The 21,740-nt window shown below is 43.2% G+C and carries 11 protein-coding genes; 3 read left to right on the forward strand and 8 right to left on the reverse strand.

From position 1 onward, the window contains the following. Both AM279_RS21015 and AM279_RS17200 read left to right on the forward strand, forming a co-directional pair. Complete coding sequence (locus AM279_RS21015) at positions 1-10,353, forward strand: RHS repeat-associated core domain-containing protein (RefSeq protein WP_082344258.1); 10,353 nt, start codon at positions 1-3, stop codon at positions 10,351-10,353. A gap of 2 nt (positions 10,354-10,355) precedes the next feature. Then, the gene (locus tag AM279_RS17200) at positions 10,356-10,775 is read left to right on the forward strand and encodes a hypothetical protein (protein ID WP_054409287.1); all 420 of its coding nucleotides are present in this window, start codon (positions 10,356-10,358) and stop codon (positions 10,773-10,775) included. 524 nt (positions 10,776-11,299) lie between these two features. Here the strand turns inward: AM279_RS17200 and AM279_RS17205 are convergent. The 5 genes from AM279_RS17205 to AM279_RS17225 form a co-directional block, all read right to left on the reverse strand. Then, positions 11,300-12,319, reverse strand: a complete 1,020-nt coding sequence (locus AM279_RS17205) for a cytochrome-c peroxidase (protein WP_054409288.1) — start codon at positions 12,317-12,319, stop codon at positions 11,300-11,302. 57 nt (positions 12,320-12,376) lie between these two features. Then, positions 12,377-13,222 (reverse strand): MbnP family protein, encoded by an 846-nt coding sequence (locus AM279_RS17210; protein WP_054409289.1) that lies wholly within the window; start codon positions 13,220-13,222, stop codon positions 12,377-12,379. Positions 13,223-13,233: 11 nt separating this feature from the next. Beyond that, a complete protein-coding gene (locus AM279_RS17215) occupies positions 13,234-15,201 on the reverse strand; it encodes a TonB-dependent receptor plug domain-containing protein (protein ID WP_054409290.1) in 1,968 nt (655 codons plus the stop codon). Between the two features lie 4 nt (positions 15,202-15,205). Then, positions 15,206-16,117 (reverse strand): hypothetical protein, encoded by a 912-nt coding sequence (locus AM279_RS17220; protein WP_054410390.1) that lies wholly within the window; start codon positions 16,115-16,117, stop codon positions 15,206-15,208. Positions 16,118-16,298: 181 nt separating this feature from the next. After that, a complete protein-coding gene (locus tag AM279_RS17225; RefSeq protein ID WP_236688527.1) occupies positions 16,299-16,667 on the reverse strand; it encodes a hypothetical protein in 369 nt (122 codons plus the stop codon). 223 nt (positions 16,668-16,890) lie between these two features. Here AM279_RS17225 and AM279_RS17230 point away from each other — a divergent pair, with 223 nt between their 5' ends. Next, entirely contained in the window at positions 16,891-17,466 is a 576-nt protein-coding gene (locus tag AM279_RS17230; RefSeq protein WP_054409292.1) for a PAS domain-containing protein, read from the forward strand. 27 nt (positions 17,467-17,493) lie between these two features. Here AM279_RS17230 and AM279_RS17235 read toward each other — a convergent pair whose 3' ends face one another. Genes AM279_RS17235 through AM279_RS17245 form a run of 3 tightly spaced genes read right to left on the reverse strand, consistent with a single transcriptional unit; the run spans position 17,494 to position 21,648 of the window. Continuing rightward, positions 17,494-19,677 carry a PepSY domain-containing protein gene (locus tag AM279_RS17235; RefSeq protein ID WP_054409293.1) on the reverse strand — a complete coding sequence of 728 codons (2,184 nt, stop codon included), beginning with the start codon at positions 19,675-19,677 and terminating at the stop codon, positions 17,494-17,496. An 11-nt stretch (positions 19,678-19,688) separates the two neighbouring features. Beyond that, positions 19,689-20,162, reverse strand: a complete 474-nt coding sequence (locus AM279_RS17240; RefSeq protein ID WP_054409294.1) for a DUF2271 domain-containing protein — start codon at positions 20,160-20,162, stop codon at positions 19,689-19,691. A gap of 7 nt (positions 20,163-20,169) precedes the next feature. Further along, on the reverse strand, positions 20,170-21,648 hold the full coding sequence (locus AM279_RS17245; protein ID WP_054409295.1) for an ankyrin repeat domain-containing protein: 1,479 nt from the start codon (positions 21,646-21,648) through the stop codon (positions 20,170-20,172). Between the last annotated feature and the right edge of the window lie 92 nt (positions 21,649-21,740).

Raw genomic sequence — 21,740 nt, forward strand, 5'->3', positions numbered from 1 at the left:
ATGGCCACAAATTATTTAGCACTCCTCAGGAAGTCATATTTCAATAAGTTACTATTCAGTTCGCTGCTAAGCAACCTGGTACTATTTGGACAGCCATTGCAGGAAATGGTATTTATATATTCGGCTGCAAAAAATAACCGGGTAAATACCGGCAGCCCTTCTAACACCCTTACCGGTGCAACAGAAAACAACCAGGATATGCCGCTGCCGCCGGCCGGTACAGCTACAGGTGCTTTTAATCAAAGCTACCGTCCTGTTGAGGTAAACAGGGTTTTCCATGCCCTGGAAGGCCATGCAATAGTTGGGGCAGATGAACTTTCGGGAGTTGAAAACCCGTATGATAACTTCTTTACCCTCCAGCTTCCGGAAGATGTAAACCTTTCAAATTATGAGGTTGTAATGTCTTATGACCTTTATGGGGTTAACGGTGCTGCACAAACCACTAAACGTATTAATAACCAGCCGGCATATGGCGGAAAAATGGTTACACTTTCCGGCCAGTGGTCTTCAGTATCAGAGGTACTGCCTTTGGGCTATATAAAGGCGGGTAAAAATGAAATTTATTTTAACCGCAGGGCTAAAGAGCAATACCGTTATCAGGTAAAAAACCTAAAGATAGAGCTTAAAGATGCTGCCGCTGCAGATATAGCGCTGCCGGGCTCGTTAGCTATAAACGGGCAGGGTAACCTGTACCTTGTGGCTACGGTAACAAACCCCGAAGTGAAAGAGGTTGAAGCCCTTGGAGAAAAGCTGCAGGTTTGTGAAGGTGTTATAGAAAAGGTATTTGAAAATGTGCCGCTAAACCTTAAAAACCTTGAGCTTACATATACAACCCTTCGGGGCAAACAGCACAAAAATATTAGTATAATAACAGGCCATGAAGCGCCCCAGTATAATTTTGAGGCTTCTGTTTTAGCACCGGGGGCTGTACAGTTTAGTACTGCCGATTTTAGTAACGGTACAGTAAGCTATGATAACCTTAGCATTTCGGCAGAGCATGAAAAACTGGCTGCCGGCAGCCGTGTAATGGTATCTGGGCTTAATTTTAAAGATTTAAAGGCATTAAATCCTGATGTAGATAATGTAACATTGGGCAGTTTTGCCGGCTACAGGATACAAAAACTTGATTTTCCTGATAGTGTGCCTGCAAAACTACATTTAAAATATGACCCCGATAAAATTCCTAACGGTTATACCGCACAGGATATCAGGACGTTTTACTACAATGCAGAGCAACGTACATGGCAACAGCTTTCTGTAGACAGCCTTGACATTAAAAAAAATGAAGTGGTGGTTAGTACCTATGAGAATGATACCGATTATATTAACGGTGTTATTAAGGTGCCGGATTCTCCCGAAACCAGCAGTTTTGCCCCTACTACAATGTCTGATATTAAGGTGTCAGACCCGGCTACAGGTGTTGTAAGTATTGCACCCCCCACGCCAAACAGTACGGGTACGGCTAATACAAGTTTTCCTATCAAGCTTCCGCAGGGCAGGCATGGCCAGCAGCCGTCGCTTCAGGTAAGCTATAACAGCGAGGCCGGTAACGGCTGGATGGGTGTGGGCTGGAACCTTTCTACCCCGGCTGTTACCCTCAATACAAAATGGGGGGCACCGTTATTTAACGGTAGTTATGAAACAGAAATGTACAGCCTTAACGGCTCTGAACTGGTATTAAAAACAACCATAAACGGCAGTGAGGTTTATACAAGCCCCAACCGCGATTCTGGTATATTAAGGGGTGCTGCCGACAGGCAATTTTATGAGCGGAAGGAAGGCGCCTACCAGCATATTGTAAGAAAAGGAAACAGCCCGTCTAACTATTTCTGGATTATTACAGATAAGCAGGGCAACAAAAGCTTTTATGGTGGTGTTACCGCATTAGATACTAATGCCGTTATGCGAGATGCTGCCAACAATGTTACGCACTGGGCTTTAAGGAGAACCCAGGACACCTATGGTAACTATGTAGATTATAATTACTTTAAAGCTAACGCCGCAGTAGGCACATCTGCCATAAGCGGGCAGGAGTTTTACATAAGCAGCATTGAGTATACCAAGAGCAGTGCTTCTGAGCCTAACTTCTACAGGGTGCAATTTATACGCAATACATATAGTACTACGCTAAACGGCCAGTCTAACAATGTGCTTAACCGTACAGATGTAAGCGTAAATGCCCGCAATGGTATTATACAGATAACAGATGATTTGCTTACTGAGGTACACGTGTCGTTAGTACAATCCGGCACGCCTACCATAATACGCAAATACCGTTTTGACTATGTGGTTACTGCTTTCCAGAAAAACCAGATAGAAGAAATATCAGAATTTGACAGCCAGGGCAATTTATTTTATTCCAATACGCTGGAATATTACCCAATGGATAATACCTCTATTATTTCAGGCCAAACAACCTATTCGGGCACTTCAGATGATGTACAGTCTTTACTGCCAAATCTTGTAGGCGGTTCGCCTACAGGTTCGGCATTGGGTACTTCAACAGCATCGGGCTTTTCTTTTGGCCTTCGTGCCGGCCTTGGTTATGGCATTAAGGTTTGGGATATTGGCACCTCTGTAGGCGGCTCGTTTAATTACAGCAAAAACAGCCAGGAAGGCAAAATAAGTTTTGTTGATATAAATGGAGACGGCCTGCCAGATAAGGTGGTAAGCAACGGCTCAGGCCGCTATTACCGCCCTAATACCGGTACCGGTTTTGGAAGCCCCAGCACTATTGTAGACCTTTCTGAACTAAGTAAGAGCAAATCAAGAACCGTGGGCGCGGGTGTAGACGCCAGCCTTGGGCCTATTTCGGCCGGTAAAAGCTGGAGCAAAACCAAAACCGAGACCGATAGCTACTTTAGCGATTTTAACGGCGACGGGCTTCCGGATGTTGTAACCGGCGGGCGGGTAAAATTTAATGTAACCGGCCCAACGGGCGACCCAATGCAGCGCAAGTTTGATAATAGCCCCGGACAATCAGAAAACAATATTGCCCCGGGTATTATTTCTCAGGACCTTATACCTGACCTTAACCTGGAAACCCTTGCCATGCTAAGGGAGCAAAACCCGCAGTTTGACCACGTAAAATTGTGGGAAGCACCTTATGACGGGGTAGTAAATATAACCGGTATAGCCAGGCTGCTTGCAAAAAATACCCAGGGTAGCCTTGATAACAGGTTCAGGATAACCATTGAAAGGGCAGGCGCAACCCAAATAACAGGTACTGCCGTTCTTGAACTGGGTAACGAATCAATTGCATTTAACACTGTAACAACAACGGGGTCTGTTAGTATGAATAAAAACAATATAACTGTTGCTAAGGGCGATAAGTTAATGTTCCGTATTCATAACCTCAATTATGGTTTTGGGGGCAAAGTAGAATGGAACCCAATTATAACCTACAGTAGCTTAACTAATATAACCGATACCAATGTTACCGATGATAACGCTAAAAACCTTAAGGTTTACAATTCTTTTCAGGATTATATTGTAAATAATGACGAGGGGATAAGCTTAAATGCTTCGGGCGCATTGAGCGTTAATTTTAACCTTGGTTCTTATCCTGTGCCGTCTTTCTCAGATAATTTAACATTTACAATAAAAATCAGCCGTAGTAATGATGCCGGACAGGAATTTACCCCCCTTACTTGGCAGGCAACTTATAACCATTTAACAGGGGTCTTTACACCTGCAAACCCTAATATAACGTATTCAACCACCCTAAATAGTACATATAAATATTCTGTAATGGCTTATGTGGAAAGTACATCAAACGTTAAGTGGGAAGGGCTAAAATGGAAGCCTACGGTTTCTCATACTTCATTAGGCACGCTTTATGTACCGGTAAATTATTATAATTATGATGATAACGTATACCAGTCTGACTATTGGATAAATGCCAACACGTTTCCTGTGCCTTCTATAAATAACGATAGTAGCACAGCTATGATGACTTTTAGCCACAACCTGCTGGACCAGAATTTCTCATCGGCTATGTCTGCTATGCCTAATTTAAGCTACCTGCCTGTGCACTGGCTTGTAAAACAACAAATAGGCACTACTACAACGGTACTGCACAGGCGCACAATATATATATATAAGAATAGTACAGGGTCAATTATATTGGCAAAAACACAGGGAGGATCTCCTATTTTGTCTACCGATACAAGTTACTGGCAGTATAACCTTAGCAAAGGCCTTGTTCAAACCCTGCGTAGTTCATCGGCCAGGCTGTATTCGGCATTTTATATCGACCAAAAAGAGCTTGCAGATGCAGATGTTAATATTAAATTTGGGCTAATTGATACACAGGCCGCCAATTATACTTTTGCAAATATAGAACTTGATAAACCTTATTTTTCGCGTATTGTAGGGCAGTTTGGCAGGCCTCACAGGGGCTGGAACCAGTTTTTGTATAACGGTGGTATTAGGTTTGAGCACGACGATGAGGGGGAGATAGACCCTAATTCAACGCCGCAAACCTTTGCAGGGCCTATAGACCTAACCATATTTGATATGCAGGCGCAGGAAGACCAGCTTGAACAATACCAAAATACCGATCCTGAAGATATGGAGATAGACGATTCTCCGGTAAGGTTTGCTACATATAAAGAAAAGAATGAGGTTTTAAGCTATGATAACGCTTCGGTAATAGGCGCTTTGTATGGGCTTAACACAGCAGGCACTGTACTTGCTGCCACAATAGGCCGTTTTGGCGAGGCTAATTTGTATGATGTATATATAGACCCGGCCACCATTACAACTGCCACACCGGGGGTGTATCCCGGATTAAGGCAACGCAGCGAGTCAAAAGGTAAGGCAGTTAGTGCAGGGGCAACCTATGCTAACGGTACCGAAAGTGAAGCTACCTCAAAAGTGCTTAACCAGTATATTGACCTTAATGGCGACCGCTATCCGGATATTGTTACAGAAAAAAGAATACAATATACAGATATGCTTGGGGCACTTTCTACCAAACAGGAAACGAATAATTTTGCCTCGGGCGATTCGAGCAAAGACTGGACAGCAGGGGTTACTATTCCGTGTATACAGCCTAATTCGACCGATAACAGCAGTGGCCGTACAACCGGTAATAAAACCAATACCAACGTTAATTCGGGTATCAATACAGGTAATGGTGAGTCGTCTAACGCTAACCAGTGGGTAGATATTAACGGAGACGGCCTTCCTGATAAGATTAAAATAGCCGGTACTACAATACAGGTAGAACTTAATACAGGCTATGGCTTTACCGCACCGTTTAACTGGTTTACAAATGGTTCTGATTACCTTACCAACACAAGGCGTAACACAAGTGTGAGCGTAAGTGGCGGTGGCTCTCTTGGCCTTAGCAGCTCTCTTTCGTTTGGGGTGGGGGCAACTACCAGTACTGCCAATGCCGAAACTTTTTTAAACGATGTAAACGGAGACGGGCTTCCGGATCTTATTTACCGTACTTCACCTACTGCTGCTTACAATTACAGGTTAAATACAGGGGAAGGATTTAGCAGCCAGGTTTTCTCATTCTACAGTTCAGATTTAGAGCGAAATGTGTCTACTTCTGCCAATGTTTTTGGGTCTTATACATTTGGTTTCCCTATCCCGTTGTTTATAATTACCTTGAAAGTGGTTATTACGCCGTCTTTAGGTGCCAATACTACATTGAGCAATACAAACAGGACGCTACAGGATATTAACGGAGACGGCCTTGTAGACGTTGTGGAAACCGGTAGCGGAAACGGCAGCCTTACAGCAAGGCTTAACCAGACAGGCAAAGCTAATTTGCTTAAAAAGGTTAATACCCCACTTGGAGGCAGCTGGACCATAAACTATACCCGTAACGGCAATACTTATGATATGCCACAGAGCAAGTGGACGCTAACCAGCATAGATACTCACGACGGTTTTACGGCTGACAGCAATGCCGGTTTTGGGCCGGATGTTACAAAAACAGGCGTTATATATGCTAACCCTAAACAAGACCGCAGGGAACGCGAATTTTTAGGCTATGGCACTGTTACCGTACAGGAAAAAGATGCTAACGGCACGGTTTACCGCACTGCCGTAACTACTTACCATAATGAAAATTATTATGTGAGTGGATTACAAAAAGGAAGTATATTGTATGATAGTTCAATGCAAATGCTTTCTTCAGAAAGTTCGTTGTATAACCTTCTTAGTCCTGATACTCCGGTTGTTAATTTTGCAGCCAATGCACAAGGCAATTACTTTCAGGCAGACCTTGTGGCTAATGCCAATGCACTGCTTGACAAATCAAGGTTGTTTATTGCCGTGGCTAAAGCTACGTCTACCTCTTATGAAGACGGGCAGGGGCTTACTACCGAAAAAGAATTCCTGAGCTATAGTACTTTGGGTAATATTACCCAGTTTAGGGATAATGGCGAAGGTGAAGATGATGCTTATAAAACCGTTATTGACTATCATTCGTCTATATCCGGCATAGCATACAGCCCCGGTTACCCACAAAAAATATCGGTATATAAAAATGCAGGCAATATACTAATGCGTGAAAGGCAGGCTACTTATTATGCTAATACAGGTGGGCTTTATGAAATTACTACCAAGCTTAACAGTACAGATTATGGCAAGGTAAGGCTGGCCTATGATAGTTTTGGAAATCTTACTCAGGTAAGCGACCTTGAAAATAAGAATAGCGCTAATACTAACTACTATACTAAAACTATTGCTTATGAGACCATTCTTAAAACCTACCCTGCAACCATAAGTAACAGTTTTGGAGAGTCTTCAGCTATAGAACAATATAATTATTTTTTCGGGGTACCATTACTTGTTAAAGATGTAAACAGCCAGTATATGCGAACCCGTATAGATAATCGCGGGAGGGTAATAGAAGTTACAGGCCCTAATGAAATGGCTCTTGAAACGGCCAGCGGTGGAGCATGGACCATAAGAACGGATTATAAAGGTGTTCCGGCTATTTCAGCTAATATAGCACCTGGTACTTATATGCTGAATATTACTGATACACCAACAACCCTGTTAACTGCATTCAGGGCAGTTGCACCAGGTACAGCAACGCCTACAACGGCTAAGCACTATGCAGTAACGCGCCATTTTGACCCGGAGTATGCCACAGGCATTACCACGACCAACCAAATGCTTACTGTAAGCCTTATTGATGGCTTTGGCAAAGCACTACAGGTAAAAAAATCACACCAAACAGGTGCTACAAGCAAATGGATGGTAAGTGGTTTCCAGGAAAAAGACGCTTTTGGGAGGGTACTGAAAAGTTATTTACCTGTTGTAAATACTACCGGCTTCCCTACAACATCTACCGCTATGGCAGCAACACTTGATGCTTCTGCAGGTAATTATGTTACCGGTGCAGGTTTGTTACAGCCACCTGTTATTACAACATATGATGCTAAAGATAGGCCTAAAACCGTGCAACAGCCTGGTGAAACCCAGGCCGCACAAATGGTGTATGCCGTAGAAAATGGTATGTATGCACAAAAACTTACCAATGAACTTGGGCAAACTCTTGATACGTATACCGATATTAGAGGACGCCAGCGTAGATCTCTACAAAATGGTGAGATAACTACAACTTTTGAATATAACGCCATTAATGAGCTTATGAAAGTTATAGATAACGAAGGGTTCGCTACAGAATATTTGTATGACCTTGCCGGGCGTAAAACGGAAACACATCATCCGGACAGGGGGGTGGTAACATTTAAGTATGACAAGGCTAGCCGAATGACTGAACAAAGCAATTCAAACCTGTTACCGGGCGGGCAAAAAATAAATTATTTTTATAATTACAGCAGGATGGAGCGTATAGAATACCCGCAAAACCCGCAAAATAATGTTACATATACCTATGGTGCTCCCGGTAACCAGCTTGCTATAGACGAGCGCGCCATAGGCAGGCTGCTTACGCAGGAAGATGCTACCGGTAAGCAACTCTTTAGCTATGGCCGTATGGGCGAACTGGTAGAGCACCTGCGCTCTGTAGCGGTGGCCGATTACCAGTCTTATTGGTTCTTTACCCAATGGAAATATGACAGCTGGAACCGCGTTCAGGAAATTACATATCCTGACCAGGAAGTAGTAACCTATGCTTATAACAAGGCCGGTGCTATACAGGGCATCAACAGCCAGATGGCCGGTATTGCAGGTGGTGCCGCACAGCCTGTGGTTAGTAATATATTGTATAACGACTTTGGTGAGAGGGTAAGCATTACACATGGTAGTGGCAGTGGTGCTACAACCACTACTTATTCTTATGATACAAGACGGAGGATGAATGGCCTTTCGCATGCATTCTTTAATTATGGTATCACTAAAAATTATGCTTATGATGCCTTATCTAATATAACAGACATAACTACGGCTACCCCGCAAAACAGCCTGCCGGCAAATGGCAGGATAGGAGGGCCTATAAGGCATCATTATGAGTATGATGATTACAACCGCCTTGAGCATGCAGAAGGGGTTTATACAGGAGCTAACGACCTTACAACGCCTTACCTGCGCACTACCTACTCGCTGGATATGGAATATAATACAGACCATACAATTAAGAAAAAAACGCAGCTACAGGAGCAGGGATGGGTTAATGCTTACAGTGATAATACAATTAACGATTTGCGGCCTGTACAAAAAACCAGTTACATATTAGACTATGCAGGTTATGGCGATGCCGCTTTTGTATCGGGGCCTTATGGTTACCAGCAGCCGCATGCACCCCGAACTATTACCGAAACACCAAGTTGGGTAACCAACCCGGCGCCGGATGACCCACGCATTAAGCAAAAGAAAATTTTGTATGATGCCAATGGTAACCAGACTGAAGTAAAAGAAGTGCTGGGCGAAGTGGAAACCAGCCTGCGCAAAAACATTTGGGATGAAGCTAACCGCCTTAAAGCTGTGAACCTGAAACCGGATGACCCTACGGCACACCCTATAGCCATATATACATATGATGCAGGCGGTGCACGCACTATACGCTATAATTATGACCGTATAGACGTGTCAAGCAATGCTACCGAAGTGGGGCAGGCACGAAAAGACAACGTAATGATATACCCAAGTGGACTGATTATGGGCAAGGCTGCCCGTATGCGCAAAGAGGGAGGTGCAGCAGATAATACGTTAGTATACACTAAACATTATTATATAGGCAGTGAGCGTGTAAGTGCCAAAACGGGCACCCTGGCTAAATTTGGTGATTATCCGCAAACACTTGTAAACAGCAAGATGGGCCAGATGGCTACAGTAGGCACCAGCCTTATGCGTACGCCAAGTACCGTTACTCAGCAGGAAGCTACCGCTACCGTTGTGGCAATACACAATAGTTTTGGGGTTACGCCGCCTGCCATACCGGCTGTACAGCAGGAGCCAACCATGACTTATGGCGCACACGACCAAAGCCTGCTTAACAGCTACTATTTCCATCCGGACCATTTGGGTAGCAGTAGTTACATAACAAATAGTTCGGGCGTGGTGTGTCAGCACATGGAGTACCTGCCGTTTGGAGAAACGCTTGTGGATGAACACTTAAACTCTAACAACTCTCCGTTTAAATATAACGGTAAGGAACTTGATGAAGAAACGGGTAATTATTATTACGGTGCACGTTATTATGACCCTAAATTGAGTATATTTATAAGTGTGGACCCATTGGCAGATAAATATCCCGGGATTAGCCCGTATGCGTATTGTTTTAATAATCCAATTAATTTGATTGATCCTACGGGGATGGAGCCAAATGAGCCTAGTAATGACGATCCTGTAAAAGGAGGATGGTATAATACCAGTGGTAAATTGGTATACGACACATCATTGAATGATGGCAAAGGAGGATATACTGCAGACGCAACCAGAAATGACAAGAGGTTAGGGAATGCCTTACAGACTACAGAAACCGGTAGAAAGCAGTTTGATAAATTAGTTAATTCTTCGGCACCTATAACAGTAGAGATTGACTTATCGTCGAAAGCAAAAAAAGATAATGGAGGATATCAGATGGGCCTTACCGTTAGTAATTATGATTCTGAGTCGGAATATGACATGGAAACGGGTAAAACAGAAGTTGTTAATATTAAGATTAATAGTGCTAGTATTAAAATAAATGTTGCTAACATTGAGGCAGTAATGAGTGATATTTCTTCTGGAACGATAAAAAACGATAAGTTAAAGGATTTAAACATGGATGAAATGTTAGCTGTTGTGTTCGGTCATGAAATTGATCATACCACAGTAGAAAATGCCCGTGTAATGGAAGAGGGCGGTGATAAAGAAGCGGGACCTACGGCAACAGGATATCAAATAGCTGATGAAATTAAAAAACAAAAGAAACATTAGTCATGAAAATAGCTTTAATAATTATTATATGTTTTGTTAATAATGCTTTTTCTCAAATTATTGATAGTCCTGAAACAATTCTTAAAATTAAGGGTGGGGCTGAGAAATATTTAACTGATAAAAATGAACTAAATAATGGAGAAAAGTTTTTTATAAAAGAAATTATAGATAAAGCTGAAATTGGTTACAAGAGTAAAGGTATTTACAGATTATACTTGAACAGAAGTCCCTCATTCACGTATATAATCTTAAAAGAAGGCGAAAAATTTCAAGTATTAGACTTATGGGCTTTAACAGATTCATTAAAAACTATTTCAGAATTTCTATCTTCTGGATTTGATAATGAGGCTGTCGTGAGGTATATGGAAGAAATACTGAAAATATACCGCTATAATAGATATGATGAAAAGATTAGATTTTAGATATTACTATCTATTAAATTCAATTAATAAAGTAGTATTTAAGTGTGAGTCTTCAGTATATATTTATTGAAATTATGATGAAAAAAATAGAGCAACCTTTGGGTTGCTTTATTTTTTTATTTCTTGGAGAATTTTGTTAAGGAAAATTTACAAATGGCTTAGATGTTAAATGTGTAATTAAAATTTTTCAATATGAGAGTTGATATTTCACACCGTAAAAACAAACTCCAAAAGTGAAATATTAAGCTGTTTTTAGTGCGGTGGTAACCAATTATAACCTATGGGGTGCGCGACCAAAAATTGTTAAACAGCTATTATTTTCATCCGGACCATTTAGGCAGCAGTAGCTACATAACATACATTTTAAAGGTCCGGGATATGACTTTGAACTTAAAAATGTAGCAGCCCATGACATGAGCGACATACGTACTACAAAGAGCCCGCTTGATAAGGCTACTCAGCAGTTTGGCTTCCTGCAAACTAATATTTCTTTAGGATATATGTTTAAACTAAGGCTAATACATTTACTTTAAGCCTTCTGTAAAATGAATGTCACTCAATGTTTTCATAAATGCAATCAGGTCGGCCTTTTCCTGTGTGGTAAGTGCAATCCTGTTATTACTGTTTTTAAAAACAGGGTCAAGGTTATCGGCACCTAAAACCCCGTTATCAAAATAATCCAGTACAGACTGAAGTGTGGCAAACTGCCCGAAACTGCCGTATGGGGCTGTAAATTCCACATTTCGTAAAGACGGCACACGGAAACTCATATAATCTTCTGCCTTACCGGTAACACGTGCACGGCCCGCCTCGTTAGAATCAGTGTTTACCGGGAAACCGATATTCCTGAAACTTTGGTCGGTAAACAGTTCCCCGCTATGGCAACCGGCACATTTTTGCTGAAATATTTCATACCCCCTGGCTTCGCTATCTGTAAAAGTTTCGCCTTCATTGCGCATTACGTTGTCATACTTACTGTTGGCCGAAATAAGGGTATACTCATACTGTGCAATGCTTTTGTAAATCCTTTCGGGTGTAATGGCTGCATCGCCAAAAGCTTTTTCAAATAAGTCTTTATAGGCTATATCATCCTGAATTTTATCTATAACTTCAAGTATAGACGAATCCATTTCTTCGTGTGTAATGATGGGTACAAGCGGCTGGTTTTCAAGCTTCAGTTTGCTGCCATCCCAGTTGTAAAACTGCATAAACGCCATATTTTGTATGGAGGGCACGTTCCTGAGCCCTATCCTGCCTTCAACCCCTATGCCCTGAATATTATTATCGGCAAAGGCATGGGCCTGTATGTGGCAGCTTGCGCACGATATACTGTTATCTGTACTAAACCTCTTATCATTAAATAACAGCTTCCCAAGCTCAACACCATATTGCGTAGGCCTGTTTTGGTTTACAGCAGGGTTTAGGGCAGGAAAGCCCGGCGGAATAGTAAGCACAATTTCAGGGTTGTTGTATATTGGCCGGTAATCGTCATTACTGCATGATGTTAGTAGTACTAAAAGTAACAGGCAGGCAATTCTTTTCATTGGTTTATGCAATTGTAAATCAGGGGCTGCTTTTATCAGGCGGCCCCTGATTATCTATTAATTTTCTACAGTTGTAACAGAAAACATTCCTTTTATATCGCTTGTGCCGTTACCGCCCAGGTTATCTACAAAAAGCACCATGTTTGCAGCGGTATGTATGCTTGGTATGGCATTGTCTTCGCCCAGTGTAATGGTGTTTGCAGCACCGCTAAGCAGCTTGTTGAAATCGGCTTTAATAGTAATTTTTGGAGCCGAGCTGCCCACTACTGCGTTGGTGGTAAGGTCTAACGTTATATCCCTGTAGGCATCAACGCCTTGCGTGTAGCTACCTTCAGCGCCCTCTACCGTACTGCCGGTATGTATAGACAGCGTTTTATTATCGGTATCATAAAATCCTTCAATTTTGGTAAAGCGGTATCCGGTTCCCCATTCCCAGTGCATTTCAGTATCGTTAGCACCGGCCGCTGCATAAAAAGCAGGAAAACGCACCTGGTCTAACGTGTTTATATCGGGCTTAACGCCCAGGCCAAATTTTATTTGCCTGTAAGTGCCCGAGGGTATGTTATTAAGCACATAATTTAACGATGCAGGGTTTGCCTGGTTTATAACGGCAGCACCATTATCAAGGTCGTTAATGTTATAGGGCACTTCGGTTCCGTCGTCTTTAATAAGGCGTATGTTGCTAATTACATATTTAAGTTCAGAAAAATGGTGTACCTGACCGGCTGCCGAGGTGTTAGCTGTAGCTGTGGCAGAAGCAGCATTGCCCAAAACTATAGTAGTAGTATTAAACGTGTTGTTAAAAGAAAGGGTCACGCTATTGGCTACGGGCTCGTCATCTGAGCATGAGGTTAATGAAAGTGCTGTAAGTGATAATAAAACGTACTGTTTTAAATTTTTCATTTTAGGATATTTTAAAGGTTAAATTTTAATGATGTAAAAATGTTGCTTCCCATGCGGGGTATATTTCCCCAGTCTGCATAGGTGCTGTAGTATTGGTTAAAAAGGTTTTCGGCTCCGGCCTGAATGGTGGCCGTTGCATTGCTTATACTGAAAGTATAATCGGCCGATACGTTTACTATTGTAAATGCCGGCGTATGGTCTTCACCATATTGGGGACTATAGTTAATTTGGGATAAATCGCCGTTTATTGATGCCTGTACACTGAATTTTTTAAGCATATAGTGCAGCGATGCCTGATAGCTTAGCGGACGGATAAAGGGCAGGTTCCCTCCTTTATTATCCTGCCCGCGTGCATAAGTAAGTACACCGTTAATATGCAGGTCGTGCAGTATACTATAGCTTGCATTTAGTGAGAAGTTAAACAGCGTGGCATAATCCAGAGAGGTGTAGCCTTTTACACCAACCGACTGGTAATTCATAGGGCTGCCCATACTCAAAATACGGCCTATAATATAGTTTTTAATGTAAAAGTAATTGGCTTTAGCCTGAAGGCTGAATTTATCATTGGCAAATCCTGCTGAAGCATTAAGTTCGTGCGAAATCTCGTTCTTTAGGTTAGGGTTGCCTATGTAATCATAACGGTCAAAGCTGTTGTAAATATAGTAGCCATAGCCTTCTGATACCGATGGCGCCCTGTGCCCGTAACCCGCCCCCGCAGAAAAATTAAATTTGTCTACAGTCAGCACATAGCTGCCGTGCAGGCCCGGTAGTACCCTTGTTTTTTCCTGTGGCGCACCGGGATGAAAAATCCAGTTAAACTCGGCATACTTGGAGTAATTGTAGTTTAATGACAGTGAGCCACCAAAATTTACCCGGCTTTTTTCAGAAACATCATAAGAGTTGTTCATGCTAAGCCCTGCAAAACGGGTGGTAACCCATGGCCAGCTGTAGGCAAACATGGTGCGCTGGCTGCGGTCTTGCGGATACATGCGCATCTCGGCTATAGAAAGGTTATCGTAAGCATTAAGCTGCACTTCGCCCGAATAGTTGCCACGTTTGAGGCTGGCTTTGCTTACCAGGCCATATGTAGTGCTCCAGCCGGGCATATCCATGTGTACCAGGTTTTCGGGTCGGGTAGTGTCATCCATATAATGCTCTATGGCATTAAAGTAGAGCTTGGTGTCCCAGGCGCGCACAAAACCTTCTTCAAAAAGCTGTTTGTAAGCTACTGACGTAATTATAGCCCTTGACAGCCACAAATCCATGGGCAGGGCAGGGAAGCCCACATCTTTAGCCATATCAAAAATGGCATCGGCACGGAGTGATGAGAGTTTGCCGGTTTTATAAGCCAGCCCCAGCGAGCTGTTAAACTTACTGAATTGCGAATGGTTAACTTCTTTATCATTACCTGCGGTATAGTTTCCGGCTTTTCTGTAAGATATGCTACCATCTGCCACCAGCCTTTCGCCTGAATAAGATACATTGCCCAGGTTAAAAAACTGCCTGTTGTTAAACTCAAAACCGGTTTGGTAAGCACTGTTCCATTTTTTGTCAAGGCCAAACGGGGTGCTCTTTCGTTTCAGGTCTATACTGCCCGAAACCGTAGCCCCGTGCAGGCTGCCTGCCTGGCCTGATTTTATATCTACAGCCGCAAGGTTGTTTACCTCTACATAAGACGTTATAGGGTCCATTTTATCAGTACACGCACCAAAAATATGCATACCGTCTATGGTTAGTGTAGCGCGTTCGCTGCCCATGTTATTAAGCATGGGTTCCCAGGCATAAGCACCCCGTTTTATAAAACTTATACTTTCTGATGAAGCCAGGTACTCATCAACCGAAACCGCCATTTTCATATCGGTTTCAATTTTCTTTTTTACCGTTGAGGTAACCTTAACTTCTTCAAGAGTAGTAATGCTGTCGTTTTGTGCTGCGGCACTTATCCCTAATAAAAGCAGGATTATGGTTAGTATTTTCATGCTTTTAGAATAAGATGTCTATATGCAGCTCACTTTTTACGCCCTCAATACCGGGGGTAAAATCAGTAGGCACCTCAGTACCTTTAATTATCAGCCCGTTTTGGTTTTCCAGGATAAAATTGAGCGTCCAGTTGCCGGTCATGGTATAGTTAACCACGCCATAGTACAAGCTGTCTTCATGCTGAGTCAAATCCTGGTTATTGGGCGATGAATGGTTACCCATAGAGGGCTGCGGCATACGCGGGTCGAGCCGTAATGTATACCCCTGTACTTCGGTATACGAAAACTGTTCCGGGTCAGGAAAGGTTACGGGTGGGGCATCTGGCGTGTTGTATTTATAAATACCCGCTACCAGCTCGTTTTCGGCAACACCAGGCCTTTGGGGGGCAATAAGCGCAATAACATAACTGCCGCCATCATTACCGGTAAAAGCGGTCATATTCAGGTTTTTGTTAGGCTGCTCGGCAACAGATATATCGGTAGTTGCTGTGTTGCCGTTAATGCCCAGATATAGTTTCCAGCTTGTGGTATTGTTGCTAACTTCCGTAAAAACAACATAGCCGCTGTAGTAAGCGTTTTCAGCATCATAAGCCAGATTGTATTTGTGCGGGCATGACATTGCATTGCCCGATGCATCTGCCTTAACCGGCAGGAACGTGATTTCTTCTGTGCTTAACGGTTCATTGGTTTGTGTGTTGGTAGCGGTTACGTGTACTTGGTTATATCCTTTATAGAAAGTGCCGTTAAGGGTTTCTATACTAATTGTGTAAATACCGTTGTTTATTGAGGCCGCTTCTTCAAACTCATAATGTTCAGGTATTTCCGCACCTGTTTCTGCTTCATAATCGGTTTTATCAAGCGTGCATGATGTAACCGCAAAAAGCATTGCAGTTACAAGGCAATAATAAAATTTCATTGTCTGGATTTTTAATTTAAAGCTGCCCGCACACGAAATCAGGATGTATTGTATATACTGATATACACACGCAAACGTAACATAAGGCTTAGCCTGTGCCATTGTGCAGTTACAGCTTAATTACTTTTATATAATAGCATATAGGGCGCATTGCTAAATGCGCTATATGTAGTAAAAGCAATTATGCCAAACCGGGAGGCCTTAAAAATACAGGGTTGTAATTGTGGGAATACAGGTTGGTATAAACGGTAGCGGGGCTAATGTTATAATTTACCTGTTCAGTAAAAGAAATTGTAAAAGGTTCCTGAACCAGGGCAAGTATTTCAAACTGCGCAGTAGCCGTTTTCTTTTCAGATGAAGGGTTTTCCTCGGCTGCTTTTTTGGCAAGTTCCTTCATAAGGTGGCACTTACCGTTACAGTGCATTACAGGCTTATCTTTATTAATACACAGTTCTTTAGCAATATAATTATAGTTAAATACATATTCGCCTACGGGCAATATGGGCCTTAGGAATAAGAATAATGCTATAAAGACTGCAATCTTTTTCACGATGCAAAAGTAGTGCTCAAAGCCCACAAGGCAAAGCTTAAAACACATTTTCTATTAAATAATGAAATTCTGCCTATCTTTGCAGCGTTCTTAATAAACTTCATTCAAACACTGTTTGAGTTTCCGTGTTGGAATACTTGTAAGTTTTTATAACCAGCCACAACCAGTTTACTGCATTATAAATAATGTACCTTTTTGGTAAGCTAATAATAACGGTTATACGATGAGCAAAGACGATCTTGATAACATAAAAAGCCTTGACCTGTACCTGTCATCACTCAGTAAAGATGAGCGTGATGCCATTGCCGATAAACTACAGCCATCTCCCACACGCCCGCCGCTTGCAAGCTGGGATATCTATTCGCAGGCCTATCAAAGAAAACTCGATGAATTAGAACGTGCCAAAGACCTGACGCTTTTAAACCAGCTGAAGGCTAAATATGCCTGGGTGTATGATTTTGATGCTTTAGACTGGGACAACGCAACTTATGAGGCAATAGTTGTAACTGATGCAAATGCAATTATACTACATGCCACCCCCGGATTTGTTGCCATGACGGGCTATGCGGTAAAAAAGGCATTAGGCAAATCGCCAAATTTTTTGCAGGGGCCAAATACACTGCCCGAACCCAAACAAAAAATAAGGCAGGCTATTGATAAAGGAGAACCTGTTGTTGCACAGCTTGTTAATTACAGAAAAAACGGGGAGCAATATATGTGTGAAGTAAACATTATCCCTCTTTATAACAGCCAGGACAAGCTAACCCATTTTATAGCTTTTGAACGCGAAGTAGCATAGCAACGGGTTAAAAGTGTTTAAAACTATTTAATAACAGTCGGCAAGGAGCTGGCCATTTTCTTTGTAGTGCGATAGTGGTTGTTTGTTTTGGCTGGCCAAAATGGTTTCCAGTACGGTTTCTACATCCTGCTGCATGGCTATGGCACCGCACAGCATTATTATGCCCCCTGCCTCAAGATGGCTGGCAAAAAAAGCAGCATCGCGGTTTATAAGATCCATTACATACATACTATCTGCTTCACGCGAAAAAGCCATGTGGAAACTCTTAAGGTGGTGTTTCAGCATTTGGGCAGTGGCAACGCTGCGATAGTGCTCTGTAAGTGTTGTGTTACTCCTGAAACCACAGTACAAACGGCAGTCATAGCGCTTGCCTGCATGGGCAAACATACCCAAAAACGGGGCAATACCGGTACCGTTTGCTACCATAACAACCGGCTTTTTAGGCAGGTGGAATGAATGGTTGGCTACTATACGCGCTTTAAAACTATCTCCGGTTTGCAGGCTGTTAAGATAGCCCGAACCGAGTCCGTTTTCATGGCGCTTAACCACAAGCTGAACCCTGCGTTTTACTTTACCAATAGAATACAGCCGTTCTGTATTGTCATCGGGGTAAATGGCCAGCAGGTCGCCTGAGGTATATTTGGCAAACCACGGTGTACTCAAAGTAAGTATAAACGTATGGTCATCAGCCATTTTACTTACTACCTTAAAGCGTTGTAGTTTTTTTGGTTTCTGGCTGTAAAGTGCCGGGGTGGTAGCCAGGGCTATACCGGTCTGGGCGCTCCAGGCTGTTACCCAGTTTGTAAATTCGGTAGCCGACTTATCATTAACCGTATGCAGTGGCAGGAGTTGCTCTGCCCACGTTTGCCCGTCAAGTATTTCCTGTGCCTTTAGGGCAAAACCGCAAAAATCAGGATAGGCTTTTGAGCCAAAACCCACTACCGAAACTTCTATATTTTGAGCCTGTGGCTGTTTCTGTAAAAGGCTTAAAAACTTACGGGCGTTAGAAGGCGCATCGCCCAGCCCGTGTGTACTGGTAAACAGCATCAGGTGTGTAGCCTTGGGATACAGTGTATAATCATCAGCCTGTGCAAGGTAAGAAGCATGCCCGGCAGCCGGCAGTTGGCGGTGTATGGCATTTGCAAACCCCAGTGTACTGCCGTTTTCTGAACCTGCCAGTAAAACAATAGTAGCCTCCTCAGCTTTATACTTGTTTTTAATGCGTGTTGCCCGGCGGCGCAGCGTCATGGCAAAACCGGAGTAAATAAAAAACAGTATGCTTACAGATGCTATACCCAGCACTATTGCCCAGATAACATTAGTACGGCCGGTGTGCAAATCCATACTCAGGGTTTCCAGTACCGTTGTTGTGGGGTAGCGCACCTCGCTAAGCACCTCTCCGGTAAACTGGCTCACCTTAAGCTCGCGGTCGGTTAGCTTTAGGGTAAACAGTTCTTCGGGGTCTTCAGTATCAAAGGGGAATTCAATTTTCTGTACATCGGCCAAATGTGTTTGCTTAAAAAGGGCAAAAGTGGCTATGTCCTGTGCTTTTGGGGCCTCATCAGGAAAAGCAATTTCCTTATGGTTTTGAACCTTTTCAGGGAACAGCTTAAAGCGCTGCATAGAAAGGTAGGTGCCCGTTAGCGCAATGATAAGTATGGGTATAAGTAACAGCCTGCCCAGCACCACGTGGTAGTACTGGGCAAAACTGTCTTTAGTTATTTTGGTAAAAAAGCGCTTAAGGCCTTTTTGGCGTTGCAGCACCAATGCTAAACCCGAGAGGGCTATGAGTATGAGCAAAAAAGCATTTATGCCCACAAACAGCCTGCCTGCCTCGTGCATAAACAGCGAGCGGTGCAATGATGTTACCCATTTTATAAAAGAGCTTTCGGCTTCAGGCTTACCTGTAACTTTTCCGGTTTTGGGGTCTATGTATGCATCAATTTCATTGCCGTCTTCGTCAAACCCCTTAAGGGTAACAAAGCGGTTATGGCTTACGGTAACCTCTGTAACTTCAAGGTAATTTTGGCGCCATACCGGCAGTACCTCAGCCAGTGTAAGCTTTTCAAAATCACTGTTAGTGTAGGCAGGCTGTTTTTGCCCGGCGGCATCTATGGCTAAAATTATGCCCGTGGCCGATGCCAGTATTAAAAACAACGATGCCGTTACCGCAAGCGCCAAATGTGCAAATCTCCATACGGAAAGTGTCATACCCCAACTCCTTACTGCTTACTCAGCTTTACATAACGTATATAACCAGTGCCGTCAGTCTTGGCGGTAAGCCCCTCGGCAGTAAGCGGAATTTCAACATCGGTAGCGTGGTACTTCTGGTCTTCCACAGCGGTTTCAAAGCGCAGTTTGTAGCCTTTGCCTATTTTTGAGTCTTCTATCTCAAAAACGGTAACACTACGGTCGCCACCGGCTACAGATGCCCCTGTCTTGGCGCTAAGCTTCGGTTTTTTAGAATAGAACTTATACCACTCTTTAAGGCTGTTGTACCACTGGGCATCATCGCCCATTACATACAGGGTTTTTTCATACTCTCCCTTAGCGTTTATAAGCGATACGGTTATGTAAGCACCCTCGCCTATGTAGTTAGACATTTGCAGCAGGCACTTGTATTTAGAGGTTTGTGCAGATGCCTGGAACGATGCTAAAAGCAGCAGGGCAAGGCATAGTTTATAGAATACTTTCATGCTTATATTATTTTAGGAAATCAACCGATACCTTACCTTTTTGCAGCAGCTCGTTTTCGCCGGCAAGGTCGTAGGCTGTTTCGTCAAATTCTGTTTTAATGTTGGTTTTAGCGCCTGTAGACACCAAGTATTTTAGTACGCTGTCATCCTTAGCCACCATGGCCGCTTTGTGTAGCGCGGTAAGGCCTTCGGCATTTTGTGCATTAACATCTATACCGGCAGCCGAAAGCTTTTTAAGCAGTGCCACATCATTTTTAACCACCGCCACATGATACAGTGTGCTGCCATCCTGCTGTGGTGCGGCAAGGTTAAGGCCTTTCTCTTTAAGCAGGGTAAGCTTAGCCGTAAAATCATCGGGCTGGTTGCCCCTTGGCGCCCTGTAAGCCTCTACAAGGTGGTAGGCCAGGTTGTTGCCTTTTTTGTCTTTAATTTGCACGTTAGCGCCTTTTGCTATCAACAGCGCAGCCACCTCGGCATTACTGTTTTGTATGGCAAACGTTAGTGCCGATTCGCCTTTTGCATTAACTGCATTTATATCTTTAGTGCCGGTAAGCAGCGTTTGCAGTACCTGTACATCTTTACCAGCCGAAGCCAGCATAAGCGGTGTATTGCCCTCTTTATCTGCCTTAGCAGCATCTACGCCTTTGCTTATGAAGTATTTTATAATATCGGCCTGGTTTTCTTTTCGTGCCAAAAAGTGCAGTACGGTTTGCCCTTCAGCAGTAGTGGCTGTAGCTTTTAGTTTCAGGTCTTCAACAAGGTATTTGTACACCTCTATGGTATTAGCGCTGCGGCGAGAGCCCTGTGCGGCCATTACAACAGCCTGGTCGGTATATTTTACACCCGCTTTAATAAGCGCCTTTAGCTGGTCTATATTGCCTGTACGGGCAGCATAGTCAAAAGCGGTAGCGCCACTGGCATCTACATCTTTTAAGGACATGCCTTTTGATACAAAGTAGTTGGCCAGGGTAAGGTCTTTATCTGCCGGAATTGCTATAAGCAACAGGTTTACACCGTCTTTATATTTCTTTTTTGGGTCTATACCCGCTTTAAAAAAAGCATCATAAATGGCGGTGTTTGTCTGGCCGTTAGCGGCGGCAAACTGGGCCGGGGTATAGTTGTGTGTATCTTCAAGGTTAAGGTCAGAACCCTGCGCTATAAGATATTCTACCAGCTTTACATCGCCGGTTCGGGCGGCCCAGTGCAGGTAGTTGCGGCCATCGTGCGTAGGTTTTTTTACGCCGTTGCCGGGCTGGTTTATAAGATAGGTAACGGTTTCAGCAGAGGCATTGCCGTTAATGGCCATAACCACAGGGTCAAACGCATTAGGGTTTAGCTCGGCCGGGTTGTTGCCTTTTGCTACTTCTGCCTTAACGGCGTCAAGGCCCGGGTTTGTTTTCCAGAAATCCTGGCTTAAAAGGCTGTTTTGTTGTGCAAAGCCGCTTAGCGAAGCCAGCAGTAGTGCGGTAAAAATTGTTTTTTTCATTGGTTTTATGAAATAGCGGTTGTATGCTGTTTTATAAAAATGACACAATCCGTTCCCCAAATAAAGGGGAACGGATGCATCAAAGGTAGGGT

The sequence above is a fragment of the Flavobacterium akiainvivens genome, from assembly GCF_001278115.1.
Classification (GTDB): domain Bacteria; phylum Bacteroidota; class Bacteroidia; order Flavobacteriales; family Flavobacteriaceae; genus Flavobacterium; species Flavobacterium akiainvivens.

Coding starts and splice junctions, on each gene's coding strand:
- AM279_RS21015 (WP_082344258.1), top strand. CDS start 1: ATGGCCACAAATTATTTAGCACTCCTCAGGAAGTCATATTTCAATAAG.
- AM279_RS17200 (WP_054409287.1), top strand. CDS start 10,356: ATGAAAATAGCTTTAATAATTATTATATGTTTTGTTAATAATGCTTTT.
- AM279_RS17205 (WP_054409288.1), bottom strand. CDS start 12,319: ATGAAAAGAATTGCCTGCCTGTTACTTTTAGTACTACTAACATCATGC.
- AM279_RS17210 (WP_054409289.1), bottom strand. CDS start 13,222: ATGAAAAATTTAAAACAGTACGTTTTATTATCACTTACAGCACTTTCA.
- AM279_RS17215 (WP_054409290.1), bottom strand. CDS start 15,201: ATGAAAATACTAACCATAATCCTGCTTTTATTAGGGATAAGTGCCGCA.
- AM279_RS17220 (WP_054410390.1), bottom strand. CDS start 16,117: ATGAAATTTTATTATTGCCTTGTAACTGCAATGCTTTTTGCGGTTACA.
- AM279_RS17230 (WP_054409292.1), top strand. CDS start 16,891: ATGAGCAAAGACGATCTTGATAACATAAAAAGCCTTGACCTGTACCTG.
- AM279_RS17235 (WP_054409293.1), bottom strand. CDS start 19,677: ATGACACTTTCCGTATGGAGATTTGCACATTTGGCGCTTGCGGTAACG.
- AM279_RS17240 (WP_054409294.1), bottom strand. CDS start 20,162: ATGAAAGTATTCTATAAACTATGCCTTGCCCTGCTGCTTTTAGCATCG.
- AM279_RS17245 (WP_054409295.1), bottom strand. CDS start 21,648: ATGAAAAAAACAATTTTTACCGCACTACTGCTGGCTTCGCTAAGCGGC.